Below are 19,105 nucleotides of genomic sequence, written 5' to 3'. Positions count from 1 at the left end.
AACCCGCCGGAGCCCCTCTGCTTCCGACGGTCAACAGGCCATGGAGTGGATGGTAGTGAAGCGGCGGCCCTTGTCCATCCCACAAACTGGGGAGCGGAGCCGCCAGGAAAACCGGGGGTGATGTCAGCGCGGAGGTTCGCGCAGGGCCAGGTTGAGCTGGTCCACCACGGCGGACCAGTCCGCGTCGGCCTGAAGATGCTCGCGCAGCAGCGCGGCCTGCGCGGGCGTCCAGAAGCCGGCGTCTTCCAGCCGGGTGGCGGGGTTCAGGGGCGTATGGCTCTGGATGAAGGCGGCGATGCCTTTCACATCGCTGGGCAGACCCAGCTGCTCGAACAGCTCGCAGAACTGGTGGTAATGGGGTGACATGGTGGGCTTCCTTTCCGGCCGCGCCCGTCCGGGACGGCGGCACTGGCTGTATTGAACCCGCATATTGCGCTTCACACAATGGCGGGTGTGTAATGACCCACCGCCCCAAGGGAGCCTCACCGTGCCCACCTCCGCCCCCACCTCCGCCCCCACGCCCGCCACGCGCACCGAACACGACAGCTTCGGCCCCATCGAGGTGCCCGCCGAGCGGCTCTGGGGCGCGCAGACCCAGCGCTCGCTGGCCTTCTTCGCCATCTCCAGCGAGTACATGCCGCAGGAGATCATGCAGGCGCTGGCCATGGTCAAGCTGGCCTGCGCGCGCGTGAACCTGGCGCTGGGGCTGCTGCCCGCGGACAAGGCCCTCGCCATCGGCACCGCGGCCGAAGAGGTGCTGGACGGCCGGCACGAGGCCGAGTTCCCGCTCTCGGTCTGGCAGACGGGCTCGGGCACGCAGAGCAATATGAACATGAACGAGGTGCTGGCCAACCGCGCCTCGGAGCTCATGGGCGGTGCGCGCGGCAGCGGCCGTCTGGTGCACCCCAATGACGACGTGAACCTGGGCCAGTCCTCCAACGACGTGTTTCCCACGGCCATGCACCTGGCGGCGGTCCAGGGTATGGCGCAGGCGCTGCTGCCGGCGCTGGCGCGCCTGCGCGCCACGCTGGACGCCAAGCGCGCGGCCTTTGCCGGCATCGTGAAGATCGGCCGCACCCACCTGCAGGACGCCACACCGCTGACCCTGGGCGACGAGTTCTCGGGCTATGCGGCACAGCTGGACCATGCCGACAGGGTGATCCACGCCAGCCTGGCCTCGCTCTACCCCCTGGCCATCGGCGGCACCGCCGTGGGCACGGGCCTGAACACGCACCCCGAGTTCGGCGAGCGCGTGGCGGCCGAGCTGGCGCGCACGTCCCGGCTGCCCTTTGTGAGCGCCCCCAACAAGTTCGCGGCCCTGGCCGCACACGATGCGCTGGTGGCGGCGCACGGCGCGCTCAAGACACTGGCGGTGGCGCTGATGAAGATCGCCAACGACGTGCGCTGGCTGGCTTCGGGCCCGCGCTCGGGCCTGGGCGAGATCAGCATCCCCGAGAACGAGCCGGGCAGTTCCATCATGCCGGGCAAGGTGAACCCCACCCAGTGCGAGGCGCTCACCATGCTGTGCTGCCAGGTCATGGGCAATGACGTGGCCGTCACCCTGGGCGGTGCTTCGGGGAATTTCGAGCTCAACGTCTACAAGCCGCTGATCGCGCACAACCTGCAGCAGAGCATCCGCCTGCTGGCCGACGGCATGGCCAGCTTCGACGCGTTTTGCGTGCGCGGCATCGAGGCCCGGCGCGAACGCATCCAGGAGCTGCTGGACCGTTCATTGATGCTGGTGACGGCGCTGGCCCCGCACATAGGCTACGACCGCGCCGCGCAGATCGCCAAGCGCGCGCACCAGGACGGCGGCACCCTGCGCGAGGCGGCGCTGGCCCTGGGCCATGTGAGCGCGGCGGACTTCGACCGCTGGGTGCGGGCCGAAGACATGGTGCGGCCGCGCGGCTGAATGCCCTGACACCTTCAGGGCCATCGGCCAGATCGCCGTGCAGCTGCCCGGGCTGATTCGCATGGCACGGCGCGCAGCAGCGCCCGCCCCCTCAGTTCGCCAACATGAACCCCGCAAAAAAGTCCGCCAGCGCCTGGTGCGCGTCCAGCGGCAGCACCAGGGCGATGTACTGGTCCGGCCGCACCACGACCAGCGCACCCTGCTCGCGGTTCACGCCGCGCAGGTCGTAGATGTCCTCGCCCCTGGGGTCGGGGCTGAAGACCTTTTCGTAGTCGCGCAGGCCGTAGCGGCCTTTTTGCGGCAGCAGGATGGCCGGCAGCTGCTCGATGGCGATCTCGGTGTGGCGCTGCTGGAAGACCGCGCGCAGGTCGAACACGGCGTCCGGGTCCTGGCCCGGGCGGGTGAACTGGCGCACCGGCGAATCAGGCGACTCCTGCAGGAACCTGCACAGGCCCAGCAGACCGCCCTTCGGCTTGGACAGATCCTGCCCGCCGGCAAAGGCATAGAGGCGCCAGCGGCCGTCGGCCTTGTGCGCGTGGCCCAGGTGAAAGGGCCGGGCGTCGCTCACGCGCAGCACCGGCGCCGAGTGGAACCGCGTGCCCACCTCGAAGCCGGTGGCCAGGGCCTGGTGCCTGGCGCCGCCGCAGATCAGCGAAGGCTTGTACTGCACGCCCATGCCGGCCGTGAAGCGCAGGTGCCGCTCGAAATACTTCTGCATGGCCTTGGGGTCCACGCCGCCCCGGCCGCCCTTCCCACCATCGGTCGCCGGTTTGTCGCTGATGATCTTGGCCCACTCGCGGTCGAAATCGATCAGCATCTGCCCCATCTCCTGCCGCTCCGCGCTGTAGCTGTGCAGCAGCGAAGGCGGGCTCAAGCCCCGCAGCACGGCCGCCAGCTTCCAGCCCAGGTTGAAGCTGTCCTGCATGGAGAAGTTCATGCCCTGGCCCGCCTTGGGGCTGTGGGTGTGGCAGGCGTCGCCCGCGATGAAAACGTGCGGCAGGCGGCTGCCCATCTGCTCGGTGGGCACATCGTCGTACTTGTCGCAGATGCGGTGGCCGATCTCGTACACCGACCACCAGGCCACCTCTTTCACGTCCAGCTTGTAGGGATGGAAGATACGCTGCGCCGCGGCGATGAGCTGATCCGCCGTGATCCTGCGCTGGGCCACGCGCTCGTCCTCGCCCAGCTTGTCCATCTCCACATAGAGGCGCACCAGGTGGCCGCCCTCGCGTGGGATGATGATGATGTTGCCGCCATGGGACGACTGGATGGCCACCTTGTGGCGGATGTCCGGGAAATCCGTCAGCGGCAGGATGTCCATCACCCCCCAGGCCTGGTTGGCGGCGTCGCCCACCAGCTCGCGGCCGATGGACTTGCGCACCGCACTGCGCGCGCCGTCGCAACCCACCACATAACGCGCCCGCACCGTCTCCACCTGGCCCGCGTGGGCGGCGTCCGTGCGCTCCAGCGTCACCGTCACCGGGTAGTCCCCGCCCCGCCCATCCTGCTTTTCACTCACCTTCACGTCCAGCAGCTTGCGCGCGTAATGCGGCTCCAGCCGGCTGGGCGACTTGCGCATGAAGTCCAGGTAAAAGTCGTGCACGCGCGCCTGGTTCAACACCACGTGCGGAAACTCCGACAAGCCGTCCTCCGTGTCCTGGACCCGGCCATGGCGCACGATGTTCGCAGGCTGCTGCTCGTCCGGCTTCCAGAAGGTCACCTCGTTGATCCAGCAGGCCTCTTGGAGCACACGCTCCACAAAGTCAAAGGCCTGGAACATCTCCATGGTGCGGCAGGCAATGCCGTCGGCCTGACCCAGGTGCAGGGGCCCCTCCTTCTGCTCCACGATGGCCGTGCGGATGCCCGCAAAGGCTGACAGCTGCGCGGCCAGCGTCAAGCCCGCCGGCCCGCAACCCACGATGAGCACGTCGACCTCCGTGGGCGCCGCCTCTCCGTGCGGATGCGCCTGGGCGTATGCGGAAGGCTCGGCGGTATAGGGATCGCGTCCGCGGACGCCATCGAGATAAAACTGCATTGATCTTCTCCTCGTTGTTCACCTGCCTGGGCGGCTACCGTTCACGCCCCATTCAGCGACTTAATAATAAGCATACTTATTATTAAGTTATTCGTCAACAACAATCTGCCGCAGCGATTGCGACAGTCACAGAAACCGTGTATTGGCACGAATCCGAACTGCCCTTGCGTAGACGGGCAGGCGCAGGGCTTTCCGTCATACAGCGCAAGTCCCAACGTTCGGACTGAGCTTGTCGACGTCCTGCGCAAGTTGCTGATCTGCAAAGAGAGCGTTTCGACAGGCCGGTCCCGAGCCCAGTCGAAGGGCTCAGCGCGAACGAACCCGTTCAGCGCAGCCTCATCGAGTGCAAGTTATTTCCGGGTCACAGCAGTACCAGGGCCTGTTCACACCAGCTTCGAACGGCTGATGCATGAAAGAGCCCGGCAAACCGGGCTTTCCCGATCTGGCACGTCAGCCGAGATCACCCGCTCGCCCTACCCGCCTCGATCGTGATCCTCCGCTCGCAGCGCTGCGCTATCCCCGTGTCATGCGTCACCAGCACCAGGGTCGTGCCCTGCTCGCGGTTCAGTGTGAACATGAGTTCCATCACGGTCTCGCCCGTCGCGTAGTCCAGGCTGCCTGTAGGCTCGTCGGCCAGCAGCACGGCCGGCTGCACCACGAAGGCCCGCGCCAAGGCCACACGCTGCTGTTCGCCGCCGCTGAGCACCTTGGGGTAATGGCCCAGGCGCTGGCCCAGCCCTACGCGGCCCAGCATCTCGGTGGCGGCCTTGCGCGCGTCCTTGCGGCCGGCCAGCTCCAGCGGGAGCATGACGTTTTCCAGCGCGGTCAGGTGGCCCAGCAGCTGGAAGCTCTGGAACACAAAACCCAGCTTCTGAGCGCGCAGGGCGGCGCGCCGGTCTTCGTCCAGCGCGAACAGGTCCTGACCGTCCAGGCGCACGGTGCCGCTGCTGGGCGTGTCCAGGCCGGCCATGATGGACAGCAGGGTGCTCTTGCCCGAACCCGAGGCCCCCACGATGGCCAGGGTCTGGTGCGGCGGGACGCTGAAGTGGATATCGCGCAAAATGTCGAGCGTGCCGGTCGAGTCGGTGACCGACTTGAGCACATGCTCCACGGAAATGATGGGTTCGGACATGGGTTTTTCTTTCTTGCGGCGCTACTGTATCGCGGCCGCCCTGCTAGGCGGTTTTCTGGGGTTATCCCAGGCCGCCACACCGCGCACGGTGCTGGTGCTCGGTGATTCGCTGAGCGCCGAATACGGCCTGCCGCGTGGCAGCGGCTGGGTGGCCCTGCTCGAGCAGCGCCTGGCCGGTGAAAAACAGGCCGTGCGCGTGGTCAACGCCAGCATCAGCGGCGAGACCACCTTCGGCGGCCGCGCGCGCCTGGCCGCCCTGCTGGCCCAGCACCAGCCCACGCACGTGATCATCGAACTCGGCGGCAACGATGCGCTGCGCGGCCTGGCCCTGGACGCCACGCGCGCCAACCTGGAATGGATGGCACAGCAATCCAAAAAAGCCGGGGCCCGCGTGCTGCTGCTGGGCATGCAGATGCCGCCCAACTACGGCGCGGACTACGGCCGCCGCTTCGCCGGCCTCTACCAGCAGGTGGCGCGCAGCGAGAAGGTCGCGCTGCTGCCCTTTTTCCTCAAAGGCGTGGCCGACGGCCCACAGGCCTTGCGCCTATTCCAGCCCGACCGCATCCACCCCACGGCCGAGGCCCAGCCCATGATGCTGGACAACGTCTGGCCCGAACTCAAGAAACTCCTCTGATGCCCCTCTTTCCCATTGCGGCAGAAGAAGCCCTGCGCCAACTCGACAGCTTCGACACCGTGATCGATGCGCGCAGCGAAAACGAATACGCCGAAGACCATCTGCCCGGCGCCATGAACTGGCCCACGCTGGACAACCAGGAACGGCACGACATCGGCACGCTCTACAAGCAGGTCAACGCCTTCGAAGCCAAGAAGCGCGGCGCGGCCCGGGCCGCGCGCAATATCGCGGCCCATATCGAACGGGAAGTGATCGACAAGCCCAGGAACTGGAAACCCCTGACCTACTGCTGGCGCGGCGGCAAGCGCAGCGGCTCGCTGAGCCTGATCCTCAGCGAGATCGGCTTTCGCGTGACCCTCATCGAAGGCGGCTACAAGGCCTTCCGCGCGGCCCTGCTGGCCGACATCCCGCGCCTGGCCCCCCTGTACGACTGGCGCGTGGTCTGCGGCACCACGGGCTCGGGCAAGACACGCCTGCTGCAGGCCCTGGCCGCCACCGGCGCCCAGGTGCTGGACCTGGAAGCCCTGGCCAACCACCGCAGCTCGGTGCTGGGCGCGATACCCGGCGTGGCCCAGCCCACACAGAAGGCATTCGACACCCGCATCTGGGACGCGCTGCGCCGTTTCGACCCGGCGCGGCCGGTCTACGTGGAGAGCGAAAGCAAGAAGGTCGGCAACGTGGCCGTGCCCGGCGCGCTGATCGAGGCCATGCGCGCCGCCCCCTGCCTGAACCTGGTGCTGCCCGACGAGGAGCGTGTGGCCCTGCTGCTGGAAGACTACGATTTCTTCGTCCGGGACGGCGAGGCCTTCTGCGAACGCCTGGACGCGCTGATCGAACTCAAGAGCAAGAAGGTCGTCGAGGAATGGAAAGCCCAGGTGCGCAGCGGCCAGACCCAGAACGTGGTGCGTGACCTGCTGCTGAGCCACTATGACCCGGTCTACCGGCAGTCCATGGCGCGCAACTTCAGGCAGTTCGAGCAGGCGCGGGACATCCAGCCGCAGGACCGCTCCATGCGGGCCATGCAGGCCCTGGCGCAGGAACTGGTGGCCGGCGGGGCCTGAAACCTCAGGGCCCGCCCGGATTCAGGGCGGCGTTTTCGCCGGGCTCGGGACCGACGGCAGCTCACAAGCGGTGGCACGGACCCAGCCCTTGAGAAAGGGCCGCCGGATCCGGCCCGCTGAAATCGCCGCGGCCACCTCGCTGGAATAGCGCTCGGCCCCGCTGAGCTTGCGCACCCAGCTGCGCAAAGGCAGCACGCCATCGAGCATCGTGTTCACTGTCGTCGACACCGTGTCCACGGCCTTCTGGCCCACATAACCTACGGCCTGCACCACCAGGTTCGGATCGGTCCCGGGGACCGCGGGGGCATCGATGTCGGGCCCCAGGGCGGTGTCCAGTTCCTCCAGCTCGGTCCGCAAGGCCGCACAGGAAACATCGGCGGGCACGGCATAAGCGCCCTTTTGGGCGGCGGCCGTCAGCACGGGGGGAATGCGGTTCTCCAGCAGATTGAGGTCGCTCAGCGGCTGGCTGGCTTTCTGCACCAGGCTGGCGCCGGAGTCCTTGGCCAGGCTGCCCACCTTGCCGGTCACATCGGCCGCGGTACCCGCTACGGTCTCATTTGGCTGTCCGGCCACAGGCGGGCTGACCGGCGCTGCACAGCCGCAGAGCAGGATCAGCAGCCCTGCCATGACGGCCAGCCGCTTCATGGCTGCGGGGTGTCCCCGGTCGCGGAGGCATCCGTCGTGGGCGTGTCGCCCCCCTCTTCAGGCACGCCGTCCTCGCCCACCGGGCCGCCCAGCTTGCGCTGCGCCTTTTCCTTGAGCTTTTCTTCCTTCTTGCGCTTCTTGGCCAGCTCTTTCTGGCGCTTTTCATATCCGTAATTGGGTGTGACCACGTTCTTCTTCCTTCCAGTCGTATGGGGCCACTCTAGCAGTTCACGGCCCTTTGCTCCATGGCCCGGGCGGCAAATTTGGCGTTCAACCGCGGAAACGTCGTTTCGTGAGCGCCAGGGCGATGGACCAGGCCACCAGCGCGTAGAGCGCCAGCACGCCCAGATGCAGCAGCACATCGGCAGGCCACTGCCCCATGAAAAGCGGGCGCACCAGCTCCACGGCCTGGGTCAGCGGCAGCCAGGCCGAGACGTGCTGGAGCAGGGGCGGCAGGTTGTCGCGCGGGAAAAACACGCCGCCGAGGAACATCATGGGCGTGAGGAAAAGCGTGAAGTAGTAGGTGAAGAAGTCGTAGCCCTTGGCCAGGGCGTTGAAGATCAGCGCCAGGCAGCTGAAGACGATGCCCACCAGCAGCAGGATGGGCCAGGCCAGGATCAGCATGGGGCTGCGGCTGATGTCCAGCGCCAGCATCACGCCCAGGATGGCGGTGACCGTGAACGAGGACTTGAAGGCCGCCCACAGCATCTCGGCCAGCAGCACGTCACGCAGGGCGATGGGCGCATTCATGATGCTGTCCCAGGTCTTCTGCACGTGCATGCGCGAGAAGGCCGAGTACAGGGCTTCGAAGGTGGCCGAGTTCATGGCGCTCATGCAGATCGAGCCGCTGGCCAGGAAGAGGATGTAGGGCACCTGGGCCTCGCCCAGGGGCACGCTGCCCACCAGCGCGCCCAGGCCGTAGCCGAAGGCCACCAGCCACATCAGCGGCTCGGCGATATTGCCCACCAGGCTGGGAATGGCGAGCTTGCGCCAGACCAGCAGGTTGCGCAGGAAGACGGGCCACCATCGCATCATGTTATTCATGCCAGCCACTCCACTCTTGAACGACACGTGCATGCACGAAGCGGCCCAACCGTGGAACGCCGTGGAACCGGCTTTGCCGGGCCACAGGCGTTGCCCCCTGCAAGGGGCTGAGGCCTGCGGCTCCGAGCCTGCCTGCACAGGCTCGGACAGGCCAAAGAGCCTGAGCCTCTGGCGAAGGTGCCGGGCATGGAGCGACACGCAGTGCGCGCAGCCTGGGGGTGTGCAACATCTCTAGGCTTCCTCCCGGATCTGGCGACCGGTCATTTTAAGGAACAGGTCCTCCAGGTTCGCGGGCCGATGAAGGCTGCGCAGCGTGTGCTCGTGCGCCAGGGCCTGCATCAGGGGCGCGGCATCTTTTGTATAGAAAAACACCGTCTCGCCGCTGACCTCGACCCGGCTGGCCAGGGCGCGCAGAGGGCCTGTGCTCAGGGCCTGGGCCTGATCGTTGAGATTGGCGCCATAGACCTCGACCACGTCGGGCTCCAGGTGCCGGGCGATCAAGTCCCGCGGCGTGCCATCGGCGATCTTGCGGCCGTGGTCGATGACCAGCAGACGGTCGCACAGGCGCTCGGCCTCGTCCATGAAGTGGGTGGTGAGCAGGATGGACTTGCCCTGCTGCAGCAGCTGTTGCAGGCGCTCCCACATCAGGTGGCGGGCCTGCGGGTCCAGGCCGGTGGTGGGCTCGTCCAGCAGCAGCAGGCGCGGGTCGTTCACCAGCGCACGGGCCAGGCTGAGCCGGCGACGCATGCCACCCGAGAGCTGGCCGGGTTTGGCGTCGGCCTTGTGCGAAAGCGCGGCGAACTCCAGCAGACCGGGGATGCGCGAGCGGATGTGCTCGGACTTCAGGCCGAAATAACGGCCGAAGACCAGCAGGTTCTCGGCGCAGCTGAAATCGGGGTCGAGGGAATCGAACTGGGTCACCACGCCCACCTGGGCCTTGATGGCATGGGCATCCTGCGGCATGCGCAGGCCGAAGGCTTGCACATGGCCGCTGTCAGGCCTGCTCAGGCCCAGGCACATGCGCAGGGTGGTGGTCTTGCCGGCGCCGTTGGGCCCGATGACGCCCAGGCATTCGCCGGGGTGGATGGCGAAACTCAGGTCATCGACGACCGTGGCCTCGCCGTAGCGTTTGACCAGTTGATGGCATTCGAGAAAGGCGTCGGACATGGCCGCCATTCTGGCACGCATGACCTCGCGAAGGTGCATCGATGACGCGGGCTACGCCCGCATGACTTGAATCATGGCGCCTGCGGCGCTGTCATTGATGTCGCGTAGCGACGAAGTCATGCGCACAGCGCGTCATCCATCGAGCCAGCGCACCGAGCCCCGATAGGCGTGCCAGCTGGCGTGCCCCAGCCAGGGGCCGACGAGCAGCAGCCCCAGGCCCCAGGGGATGAAGGCCAGCGCCACCAGGGACGTGATGAGCGCGCCCCAGAGCAGCAGCACCGGCAGGTTGCCGAAGAAGACCTGCAGGCTGGTCAGCGCGGCCGAGATGGCATCGGTGTCGCGGTCCAGGATCATGGGGATGGAAACCACCGAGCTGGCGAAGACCAGGCCGGCAAAGGCGCCACCCACCACCAGGTAGGCCGCAACGAACTCCCAGTTCTCGGGGTTGAAGATGGCCTGCAGCACACCCGCCGTGGACGGCATGCCGGTGTTGAAGAAGACCGCGAACACCACCAGCGAGGCGCGCCCCCAGAGCAGCTCCAGCACGACGAGGACCAGCACCAGCAGGCCCATGCAGCCGATGCGCGCGTCCCAGCAGGTCAGGGAGCTGCCGAGGTCGGGTGCCAGGCCCCGCTCGCGCCGCCGGCTCACCTCGTACAGGCCCAGGGCCAGGAAGGGACCGACCAGCAGGCAGCCCGAGAGCAGGGACATGGTGTATTCGGGCAGATGGCGGAACACCGCGCCCAGGGTCAGGGCCATGCCCCAGAAGCACAGGCCGTAGAACAGCGCGATGCCCAGCTCGGCCCGCATGTCCTGCCAGCCGCGGGCCAGCCAGCGAAAGGGGTCGGCAAAGCCCAGGGCCACGATCTCGCGCCGGGGCCCCACCGGGGGCGGCGGCACATAGGGATTCGGGTTGACGGGAAGCTCCTTGCCCGCGCCGGGCATGGGGGTCTGGCTCATGGAAGACAAGGCTAGCCAGGGTGGCGCGGCCCGGCTAGTCAGGAAAACCCGGGACCGCAGGCATCTCAGCGCAGCGCGAGCAGGGCCTGCGCCAGGTCGGCCTGCAGATCGGCGGCCGCTTCGAGCCCCGTGGAGAAGCGCACCAGCGTGCCCGGCGCCAGATGGGCCGGCCGGGGCTGGCGCATGCTGTCCAGATCGTAGGGTACGGCCAGGCTGATGGGCCCGCCCCAGCTGTAACCCAGCTTGAAGAGGCGCAGCGCGTCGCAGAAGGCGTCCACCTGCGCGGGGCGGTAACGCGCGTCGAAGACCACGCTGAACAGGCCGGCCGCCCGGCCCTCCTCCGCGCCACACAAGGTCTTCCAGGCGGCATGGCCCGGCGAATCCGGCAGCGCCGGATGCAGGACCTGGGCGAACTCAGCACAGCCCTGGCACCAGGCCGCCAAGGCCCGCGCCGTACGGTCGTGTTCCCGGTAGCGCAGGGCCAGGCTGGGCAGCGAGCGCAAGACGGCCTCCACGTCGTTCATGCCCACGCCCAGGCCCAGGCGCATATGGGTGAGCTTGAGGCGGATGTGCAGGCCGGGGTCGCGCGTGACGATGGAGCCCATGAGCACGTCGCCGCCGCCACTGGGGTATTTGGTGAGGGCCTGGATCGTGAGGTCCACGCCCAGCCCCCGACCCAGGTCAAAGGCGTTGAAGGCCAGACCGGCGCCCCAGGTGTTGTCCAGCGCGCTGAGCACGCCGGCCTGGCGGCAGACACGCAACTGCTCGCGCAGGTCCGGAAACTCCAGCGTGACCGAGCCGGCGGCTTCGAGCCAGACCAGTTTTGTTTTCGGGCCGATGCGCCGCGCCAGATCCTGCGGGTCCAGCGGGTCGTAGTACTGGTGCGTGATGCCCCAGTCTTTCAGCTCACCCTGGGCCAGGGTCTTGTTGGGGCCGTAGGCGTTGTCGGGGATCAGCACCTCGTCGCCGCTTTGCAGCAGCGAGAGGGCCACGGTGGCGATGGCGGCCAGGCCGCTGGGCGCCAGCAGGCACTGGGCGCCGCCTTCAAGCGCACACAGGCGCTCCTCCAGCAGGTAGCTGGTGGGTGTGCCATGCAGGCCATAGGTGTAGCCGGTCTTGTCCTTCCACTCGCGGCTGCGCATGGCGGCCACATTGGGGAAAAAGACGGTCGAGGCTTTGAACACGCCGGGCTGCGGTGCGGCAAAGCCCTCAGGGGGAACGTAGGGGTGATGGATGAGACCGGTGCGTTTGTCGCTCATGGTCCGCAGAGCATAGCGCGATGTAGGACCGAGATGACTTATTCGCGGGCACCCGCGGAACCGGCTTTGCCGGGCCGCTGGGTGCGCCCCCTTTCAAGGGGCTGAGACCTGCGGCTCCAGGCCTGCCTGCGCAGACATGGACAGGTCGAAGAGCCTAGGCCTCTGGACTAGGCCCCTCGGCGGTTAGTGACCAAAGGGAACGGAGCCTGGGGGTCACACCTGCCACTTCGCCAGCACATCGGCGATGTGCATGCGGTCGTAGACCTCAAAAGGCTGGTGGATCCAGGGGTTGGTGGGCAGGTAATCCACCGAATAATCCGGCTGGAAGGTCGACACGCCCTTGGTCCAGATCACGGCCGTGCGCAGATCGGTGATGGGTGGGTAGTTGTCGCGCAGCATGCGCACCACGGCCTGCAGGGTGTGGCCGGAATCGGCCAGGTCGTCCACCAGCAGCACACGGCCGGCGATCTCGCCCTGGGGCGTGGTGATGTACTTGGCGATGTCCAGGTGGCCCTGCTCGGTGCCGGCATTGGCCCGGTAGGAACTGGTGGACATGATGGCCAGGGGCTTCTCGAAGATGCGCGAGAGGATGTCGCCGGGGCGCATGCCGCCACGCGCCAGACACAGGATGGTGTCGAACGCCCAGTTCGACTGGTGGATCTTGATGGCCAGCTTCTCGACCAGGTTGTGGTACTCGCCGTAGCTCACGTACAGGTGCTTGCCATCTTCCGTCAACATCCGATTGTTCCTCTTGATTTGTCAGGGGTGTGAAACTTGTGAAGAAATCGTAGCGAGCGGCCCGAGCGCAAGGCGGACGGAGCGCAGCCACCGGAACGTACTTGACGTCCGTGAGGATGACGAGCACCGCCCAACGCGGCGACGGGCAAGCGCAGTAGATTTATTCACAAGTTTTATGCGACGTAGGGGTGGCGCATCATGATCGTGTGATCGCGGTCCGGGCTGGTCGAGATGATGTGGATCGGCACACCGGTGACCTGCTCGATGCGCTGCAGGTACAGGCGCGCATTGATCGGCAGCTTGTCGTACTTCGTGACACCCACGGTGCTCTCGGTCCAGCCGGGCAGGGTCTCGTAGATGGGCTTGCAGCGCGCGATCTCGTCGGCGCCCATGGGCAGGATGTCGATGGTCTCGCCATCGAGCTCGTAGCCGGTGCACAGCTGCAACTCCTTCAAGCCGTCGAGCACGTCCAGCTTGGTCAGGCACATGCCGGTCAGGCCGTTGACCTGGGCCGAACGCTTGAGCAGCGCGGCGTCGAACCAGCCGCAGCGGCGCGAGCGGCCGGTGGTCACGCCCTTCTCGGCGCCCACGGTGCTCATGTGGTAACCCGGCGTACCGGGGGTTTCCCAGTCCAGCTCGGTGGGGAAGGGTCCGCCACCCACACGCGTGCAGTAGGCCTTGGTGATGCCCAGGATGTAGTGCAGCAGGCCCGGACCCACGCCGGCGCCGGCGGCGGCATTGCCGGCCACGCAGTTGCTGGAGGTGACATAGGGGTAGGTGCCGTGGTCCACGTCGAGCAGGGTGCCCTGCGCGCCTTCGAACAGCAGGTTGGCGCCGCTGCAGTTGGCGTCGTTGAGCTCGCGCGAGACGTCGGCCATCATGGGCCTGAGCAGCTCGGCATGGCGCATCGCTTCGGCATACACCGGATCGAACTGGACTTCGCCGTCCTTCATATAGGGCTTGAGCGCATCGCCGAAGGTGAACTTCTTCGAGCCCAGGAAGGTGCCCAGCACATGGTTGTGCAGGGCCAGCAGCTCGCGCAGCTTGGCGGCGAAGCGCTCGGGGTACTTGAGGTCCTGCACGCGCAGGGCGCGGCGGGCGATCTTGTCCTCGTAGGCCGGGCCGATGCCGCGGCCGGTGGTGCCGATCTTCTCGGAGCCGCCCTGCTCGCGTGCGGCTTCACGCGCCACGTCCAGCGCCACGTGGAAAGGGAGGATCAGCGGGCAGGCTTCGCTGATGCGCAGGCGCGAACGCACCTCGACGCCGGCCTTCTCCAGGCCTTCGATTTCCTCGAAGAGCTTGGCTGCCGACAGCACCACGCCGTTGCCGATGTAGCACTTGACGCCGGGGCGCATGATGCCGCTGGGGATCAGGTGCAGCGCGGTCTTGACGCCATTGATGACCAGCGTATGGCCGGCGTTGTGGCCGCCCTGGAAACGCACCACGCCCTGGGAGAACTCGGTGAGCCAGTCGACCAGCTTGCCCTTGCCTTCGTCGCCCCACTGGGTGCCCACGACGACGACGTTACGACCTTTGGTTGTGTTCATTTCAGATGTACTCGAAGAAGCGCTTGAATGGAAGGAAAGCGCTCAGACGGCGCTGACGACCCACTGACCCGACACTTCGGTCAGCTCGCGGTCGCAATGGAATTCGTCGATCTCGCTCCCGTGCCCGGGCAGCACGCAGACCACGGTCTCGCCCTGCTGGCGCAGGCGGGCGATGGCCGCACGCAGGGAGGCCGCTTCGCCCCAGGGCGCGCGGATGGCCGCGCGCAGGGAGCGGGCCGGCACGGCGCCCACCAGGGTCTTGAGGTCCAGGCTGAAACCCACGGCCGGACGCTTGCGCCCGAACACGGCGCCCACCTCGTCGTAACGGCCGCCGCGCAGCAGGGCGTCGCTCGCGCCTTCGGCGTAGACGGCAAAACGCACGCCGCTGTAGTAGGCATAACCACGCAGATCGGCCAGGTCGAAACCCAGGGTCGTGCCTTCGAGGTGACTGGCCAGCCACTGGAGGCTGGCCAGGGCTTCGCGCACTGCGGGCAGGGCCGGCAGCACCTTCTCGGCCTCGGCCAGCACGGCCACGTCACCGTAAAGGCGCGGCAGGGCCAGCAGGCCCTGGCGCGAGGCGGCGGGAAAGTCGCGTGTGAGCTGGGTCAGGCTGGGAACGTCCTTGGCGGCCAGCGCGGCCTGCAGCTGGGCCAGGGTGTCGGCATCGATCGACACGCCCTGCAGCAGGGCGCTGACGATGCGTACATCGGCCATATCCAGGGTGTAGGACTTGAGCTTGCTCGCCTTCAGACAGTCCAGCGCCAGTAGCAGGGCTTCCAGGTCGGCCTCCAGGCCGGCGTGGCCGTAGATCTCGGCGCCGAACTGCAGGGGCTCGCGCGTGGCGTGCGGGCTGGCCGGGCGCGTGTGCACCACCGGGCCGCAGTAGCACAGGCGGGCCACGCCGCGGCGGTTGAGCAGGTGGGCGTCGATACGGGCGACCTGGGGCGTGGTGTCGGGGCGCAGGCCCATGGCACGGCCCGAGAGCTGGTCCACCAGGGTGAAGGTCTGCAGCTTGAGCGCCTGGCCGGTGCCGGTCAGCAGCGACTCGAGGTGCTCCAGCAGCGGCGGCATGACGAGTTCATAGCCGTAGCAGCGCGCCATGTCGAGCAGGTCGCGGCGCAGTTCCTCGATGTGACGGGCCTCGGAAGGCAGGACATCGGCAATGTGATCCGGCAGGAGCCAGGCGGACATGGGAAAGGGGGGCTGTTAAAAACGTGATTTTACCGGTGTTACGACCGGTAAAAATCAGACGCGTTTTCAGAATTGCAGCCAGAGCAGCCCCAGCACGCCGGCCAGGATGCTGCAGAGACCGAAAAATCGGATCTGGCCGTCGCTCAGGCTCAGGATCTGGCTGAACATGCGGCGCCAGCCGCCGGGGGAGACGAAAGGAAAAAGGCCCTCGATCACCAGAACGAGGGCCATCGCCAGCCAGAAGGCGTCACTGCTCACGCTTTATTTCTTGGGCGCCGCGCCCTGGCCGCGGAAGACCTTGAAGAACTCCGAGCCGCTGGGATCGAGCACCATCACGTCGTTCTTGCTGGCGAAGCTGGCCTTGTAGGCCTCCAGGCTGCGGTAGAACTGGGCAAAGCCGGGGTCGCGGCCGAAGGCCTCGGCGTAGACGCGCGCGGCCTCGGCGTCGCCCTGGCCCTTGATCTTCTGCGCGTCGCGGTAGGCGTTGGCCACCGTCACCTCGCGCTGGCGGTCGGCGTCGGCGCGGATCTTCTCGCCCTCGGCCGCGCCGGTGGAACGCAGCTCGTTGGCCACGCGCTTGCGCTCGGCCGTCATGCGGCCGTAGACCGACTCGGTGATGGACTCCACGTAATCCACGCGCGTGATGCGCACGTCCACCACGTCGATGCCCCAGGGCTTCTCCCCTCGAACCGCCGCCAGAACCTCGTCCTTGACGTCGTTCATCAGCGCCTCGCGCTTGAGCGAGAGCAGCTCCTTGACAGTGCGCTTGTTGATCTCTTCCTGGAAGGCGTTGCGCACCACACGGTTGAGCTGGCTGGTGCCGGCGGCCTCGTTCAGGCCCACGTTGCGGATGTACTCGGTGGGATCGCTGATGCGCCAGCGCACGTACCAATCGATCACCACGCGCTGCTTCTCCGCCGTCAGCATGGGCTCGTTGTCGGGGCTGTCCAGCGTGAGCAGGCGCTTGTCGATGTAGGTGACGTTCTGGAAAGGCGGCGGCAGCTTGACGTTGAGGCCGGGCTCGGTGATGACCTCCTTGATCTGGCCCAGGGCGTAGACCACGCCGAACTGGCGCTGGTCGACCACGAAGAGCATGGAGCTGGCCAGTGCCAGCACCACCAGCAGGGAGGAAAGGATGAGGCCGATACGGTTCATGTTCTGGGTCTCCTATCGGACTTCACGTTCACGCGAACGCAGGTTCTGGCGCGAGCGCGCGTCGGCGGCCGAAGACGGCGTCGTCTGCGGCGGCACGGCCGTGGGCGCCGGGCCCTGCATGAGGGGTGCGGCAGCCTCATCACCGCCCAGCTGCATGATCTTGTCCAGCGGCAGGTACAGCAGGTTGGAGCCCTGCTTGGAATCCACCAGCACCTTGGTCACATTGCTGTAGATCTGCTGCATGGATTCGAGGTAAAGGCGGTCGCGTGTGACCTGCGGCGCCTTCTGGTACTCGGCCAGCACCGAGCGGAAGCGCTGCCCGTCACCCTGGGCCTGGGCCACGATGCGCGACTTGTAACCTTCGGCCTCCTCCTTCAGGCGCGAGGCGGTACCGATGGCGCGCGGCACCACGTCGTTGGCATAGGCCTGGGCCTCGTTCTTGAGGCGCTCGCGCTCCTGGCCGGCCTTGAGCACGTCGTCGAAGGCGGCCTGCACCTGCTCGGGCGGACGCACACCACCCTGCTGCAGGTTGATGCCCACCACCTCGATGCCGACCTTGTAGCGGTCCAGGATGTCCTGCATGAGCTTGCGCACGCGCGGGGCAATCTGGTCACGCTCCTCGGACAGGGCCGAGTCCATCTTCATCTTGCCCACCACCTCGCGCACCGCGGTCTCGGCGGCCTGCACCACGGCGCTGGCCGGGTCGCGACTCTCGAACAGGTAGGCGCGTGCGTCGTTCAGGCGGTACTGCACGGCGAACTTGATCTCGACGATGTTCTCGTCCGCGGTCAGCATGGCCGACTCGCGCAGGCCGGTGGCCTTGATGACCACGTCGCGCCCGACATCGACCGAGCGGATCTGCGTCACGAAAATCAGTTCATGGCGCTGGATCGGGTACGGCAGGCGCCAGTTGAAACCGGCACCCACGGTGGACTTGTACTTGCCGAACTGGGTGATGACGGCCTGCTGGCCTTCCTGCACGATGAAAAAACCCGTGCCCAGCCAGATCAGGGCCACGATGGCCAGGATCAGGCCGATGCCGAAGCTCGCGCCCTTCATGTCGGGCTGTTTGCCGCCACTGTTGCCACCACCGCCACGCCCGCCGCCGAACAGGCCGGAAAGCTTGCGGTTGAAATCGCGCCAGAGTTCGTCCAGATCGGGCGGGCCCTGGGTGTTGCCGGGACGCGCGCCACGGCCGTTGCCCTGCGGAGGAGGCGCCTCGGACTCGGGACGCCCCGGTTCGGGCTTGGCCTCGGAGGGCTTGTCCTCACCCCGGCCCCAGCGCGGGTCGTTCAGGTTGAACATGCCGCGCAGGCGGCCTGGCCAGCTCAGCGGACTGGCCCAGCGGAAGGCTCTTGCGTGAAGTTTCATTCGATGGTCTCTTGTGGGTCTCTGCTTTTCCGGCATTGTGCCCAATCAGAATGGGCTTGCGTGATTGTCCGGGAAATCGGCCGCGATTTCGGCCGTTTCAGGGGCCTCGGGAAGGCTGGCCATGACGCGCCGGGCCAACAGTTGCCGCAGCGCGGGCAGGCCCTCCCCGTCATGGGCACTGACGAAGATGCGTGCAACGGCCTGGCCGTCGAGCTCGTAACTGTCCTGCACCCTTGCGGGCCGGCGCTCCGGCCCCAGGGCGTCGAGCTTGTTGAAGACCAGCACCTGCGGGATGTGCTCGGCCCCGATCTCGGCCAGCACGCGCTGCACCTCGGCGATCTGCTCGGGGAAATTCGGGTTGGCGGCATCGACCACGTGCAGCAGCAGATCGGCATCCACCGCCTCCTGCAGCGTGGCCTGGAAGGCGTCGATCAGGCCGTGCGGCAGGTCGCGGATGAAACCCACGGTGTCGGACAGGGATACGGAACGTCCCGCCTCGCCCAGATAAAGCTGGCGGGTGGTGGTGTCCAGCGTGGCAAACAGCTGGTCGGCCGCATAGGCGCGCGCCTTGACCAGGGCATTGAAGAGCGTGGACTTGCCGGCGTTGGTGTAACCGACCAGGGAAATATTGAACGCATCGCGCCGCTCGCGCTGGCGGCGCTGGGTCTGGCGCTGGCGCTTGACCTTGTGCAGGCGCTCCTTGGTGCGCTTGATGGACTCGGCGATCATGCGGCGGTCCAACTCGATCTGCTTTTCACCCGGGCCGCCGCGCACGCCGGCGCCGCCGGTCTGGCGCTCCAGGTGGGACCAGCGCCGCACCAGACGGGTGCTCAGGTACTGCAGGCGGGCCAGTTCGACCTGCAGCTTGCCCTCATGGCTGCGCGCGCGCTGGGCGAAGATTTCCAGGATCAGCAGGGTGCGGTCGTTGACCGGCAGCTCCAGCGTGCGCTCCAGATTGCGCTGCTGGGCCGGGCTCAGGCTCTGGTCGAAGAGGATTTCGCTGGCGCCGAGCTGCTGGGCCAGCAGCTTGATCTCCTCGGCCTTGCCACTGCCAACGAACAGCGCCGCGTCGGGCGCCTTGCGCTTGCAGGTGACACGGCCCACCGGCTGCAGGCCGGCGGTCTCGGCCAGCAGGCCGAGTTCCTCGAGTTCGCCGTCGAAATGCGGCAGACCGAAGTCGACCCCGACCAGGATGGTCGCCGCTCGGGTCTGATCTGACAATGCGGTCAAAGAGGAAGCTGCCGGAAAGGAAAC

At 67.1% G+C, this 19,105-nt stretch carries 19 protein-coding genes; 3 read left to right on the top strand and 16 right to left on the bottom strand.

The genetic code is table 11. The features are described 5' to 3' along the window. Window positions 1-123: 123 nt before the first annotated feature. Window positions 124-366, bottom strand: coding sequence for a DUF2789 domain-containing protein (locus tag ACYVH8_RS02080; protein ID WP_460487220.1), 243 nt, complete (start codon window positions 364-366; stop codon window positions 124-126). Window positions 367-487: 121 nt separating this feature from the next. Between ACYVH8_RS02080 and fumC the strand changes: the two genes are divergently transcribed. Continuing rightward, window positions 488-1,912: a class II fumarate hydratase gene (fumC, locus tag ACYVH8_RS02075; protein WP_460487219.1), complete on the top strand. Its 1,425-nt coding sequence runs from the start codon at window positions 488-490 to the stop codon at window positions 1,910-1,912. 91 nt (window positions 1,913-2,003) lie between these two features. On the opposite strand, the gene ACYVH8_RS02070 is transcribed toward fumC, so the two are convergent. Further along, window positions 2,004-3,947, bottom strand: coding sequence for an FAD-binding monooxygenase (locus tag ACYVH8_RS02070; protein WP_460487218.1), 1,944 nt, complete (start codon window positions 3,945-3,947; stop codon window positions 2,004-2,006). Window positions 3,948-4,407: 460 nt separating this feature from the next. Continuing rightward, window positions 4,408-5,079 (bottom strand): ABC transporter ATP-binding protein, encoded by a 672-nt coding sequence (locus ACYVH8_RS02065; RefSeq protein ID WP_460487217.1) that lies wholly within the window; start codon window positions 5,077-5,079, stop codon window positions 4,408-4,410. On the opposite strand from ACYVH8_RS02065, the gene ACYVH8_RS02060 reads away from it, so the two are divergent. Beyond that, entirely contained in the window at window positions 5,078-5,713 is a 636-nt protein-coding gene (locus ACYVH8_RS02060; RefSeq protein WP_460487216.1) for an arylesterase, read from the top strand. The genes ACYVH8_RS02065 and ACYVH8_RS02060 overlap by 2 nt on opposite strands. Then, window positions 5,713-6,774, top strand: coding sequence for a tRNA 2-selenouridine(34) synthase MnmH (mnmH, locus tag ACYVH8_RS02055; RefSeq protein WP_460487215.1), 1,062 nt, complete (start codon window positions 5,713-5,715; stop codon window positions 6,772-6,774). The genes ACYVH8_RS02060 and mnmH overlap by 1 nt, the downstream gene beginning before the upstream one ends. A 21-nt stretch (window positions 6,775-6,795) precedes the next feature. Here mnmH and ACYVH8_RS02050 read toward each other — a convergent pair whose 3' ends face one another. The 13 genes from ACYVH8_RS02050 to hflX form a co-directional block, all read right to left on the bottom strand. Then, the gene (locus ACYVH8_RS02050; protein WP_460487214.1) at window positions 6,796-7,419 is read right to left on the bottom strand and encodes a hypothetical protein; all 624 of its coding nucleotides are present in this window, start codon (window positions 7,417-7,419) and stop codon (window positions 6,796-6,798) included. After that, on the bottom strand, window positions 7,416-7,607 hold the full coding sequence (locus ACYVH8_RS02045; protein WP_460487213.1) for a hypothetical protein: 192 nt from the start codon (window positions 7,605-7,607) through the stop codon (window positions 7,416-7,418). Before ACYVH8_RS02045 ends, ACYVH8_RS02050 begins: the two co-directional genes overlap by 4 nt. 82 nt (window positions 7,608-7,689) lie before the next feature. Continuing rightward, window positions 7,690-8,463 carry an ABC transporter permease gene (locus ACYVH8_RS02040; protein WP_460487212.1) on the bottom strand — a complete coding sequence of 258 codons (774 nt, stop codon included), beginning with the start codon at window positions 8,461-8,463 and terminating at the stop codon, window positions 7,690-7,692. Between the two features lie 231 nt (window positions 8,464-8,694). Beyond that, window positions 8,695-9,630, bottom strand: a complete 936-nt coding sequence (locus ACYVH8_RS02035) for an ATP-binding cassette domain-containing protein (RefSeq protein ID WP_460487211.1) — start codon at window positions 9,628-9,630, stop codon at window positions 8,695-8,697. 132 nt (window positions 9,631-9,762) lie between these two features. Next, window positions 9,763-10,590 carry a DUF2189 domain-containing protein gene (locus tag ACYVH8_RS02030; protein ID WP_460487210.1) on the bottom strand — a complete coding sequence of 276 codons (828 nt, stop codon included), beginning with the start codon at window positions 10,588-10,590 and terminating at the stop codon, window positions 9,763-9,765. Window positions 10,591-10,655: 65 nt separating this feature from the next. Continuing rightward, complete coding sequence (locus tag ACYVH8_RS02025) at window positions 10,656-11,849, bottom strand: PLP-dependent transferase (RefSeq protein ID WP_460487209.1); 1,194 nt, start codon at window positions 11,847-11,849, stop codon at window positions 10,656-10,658. Between the two features lie 213 nt (window positions 11,850-12,062). Beyond that, the gene (locus ACYVH8_RS02020) at window positions 12,063-12,587 is read right to left on the bottom strand and encodes a phosphoribosyltransferase (RefSeq protein WP_460487208.1); all 525 of its coding nucleotides are present in this window, start codon (window positions 12,585-12,587) and stop codon (window positions 12,063-12,065) included. Window positions 12,588-12,760: 173 nt separating this feature from the next. Then, window positions 12,761-14,134: an adenylosuccinate synthase gene (locus tag ACYVH8_RS02015; RefSeq protein WP_460487207.1), complete on the bottom strand. Its 1,374-nt coding sequence runs from the start codon at window positions 14,132-14,134 to the stop codon at window positions 12,761-12,763. A gap of 42 nt (window positions 14,135-14,176) precedes the next feature. Continuing rightward, on the bottom strand, window positions 14,177-15,325 hold the full coding sequence (locus ACYVH8_RS02010) for an ATP phosphoribosyltransferase regulatory subunit (RefSeq protein WP_460487206.1): 1,149 nt from the start codon (window positions 15,323-15,325) through the stop codon (window positions 14,177-14,179). A 66-nt stretch (window positions 15,326-15,391) separates the two neighbouring features. Then, window positions 15,392-15,583, bottom strand: a complete 192-nt coding sequence (locus ACYVH8_RS02005) for a DUF2065 domain-containing protein (protein ID WP_460487205.1) — start codon at window positions 15,581-15,583, stop codon at window positions 15,392-15,394. 3 nt (window positions 15,584-15,586) lie between these two features. Next, complete coding sequence (gene hflC / locus ACYVH8_RS02000; RefSeq protein WP_460487204.1) at window positions 15,587-16,480, bottom strand: protease modulator HflC; 894 nt, start codon at window positions 16,478-16,480, stop codon at window positions 15,587-15,589. Between the two features lie 12 nt (window positions 16,481-16,492). Next, on the bottom strand, window positions 16,493-17,851 hold the full coding sequence (hflK, locus tag ACYVH8_RS01995; RefSeq protein ID WP_460487203.1) for an FtsH protease activity modulator HflK: 1,359 nt from the start codon (window positions 17,849-17,851) through the stop codon (window positions 16,493-16,495). A gap of 45 nt (window positions 17,852-17,896) precedes the next feature. Further along, window positions 17,897-19,081 carry a GTPase HflX gene (gene hflX, locus ACYVH8_RS01990; RefSeq protein ID WP_460487202.1) on the bottom strand — a complete coding sequence of 395 codons (1,185 nt, stop codon included), beginning with the start codon at window positions 19,079-19,081 and terminating at the stop codon, window positions 17,897-17,899. Window positions 19,082-19,105 lie beyond the last annotated feature (24 nt).

Source organism: Curvibacter fontanus, from assembly GCF_054780335.1.
Note: the sequence above shows the minus strand (reverse complement) of the source record. Positions and strands in the feature narration are given on the sequence as shown.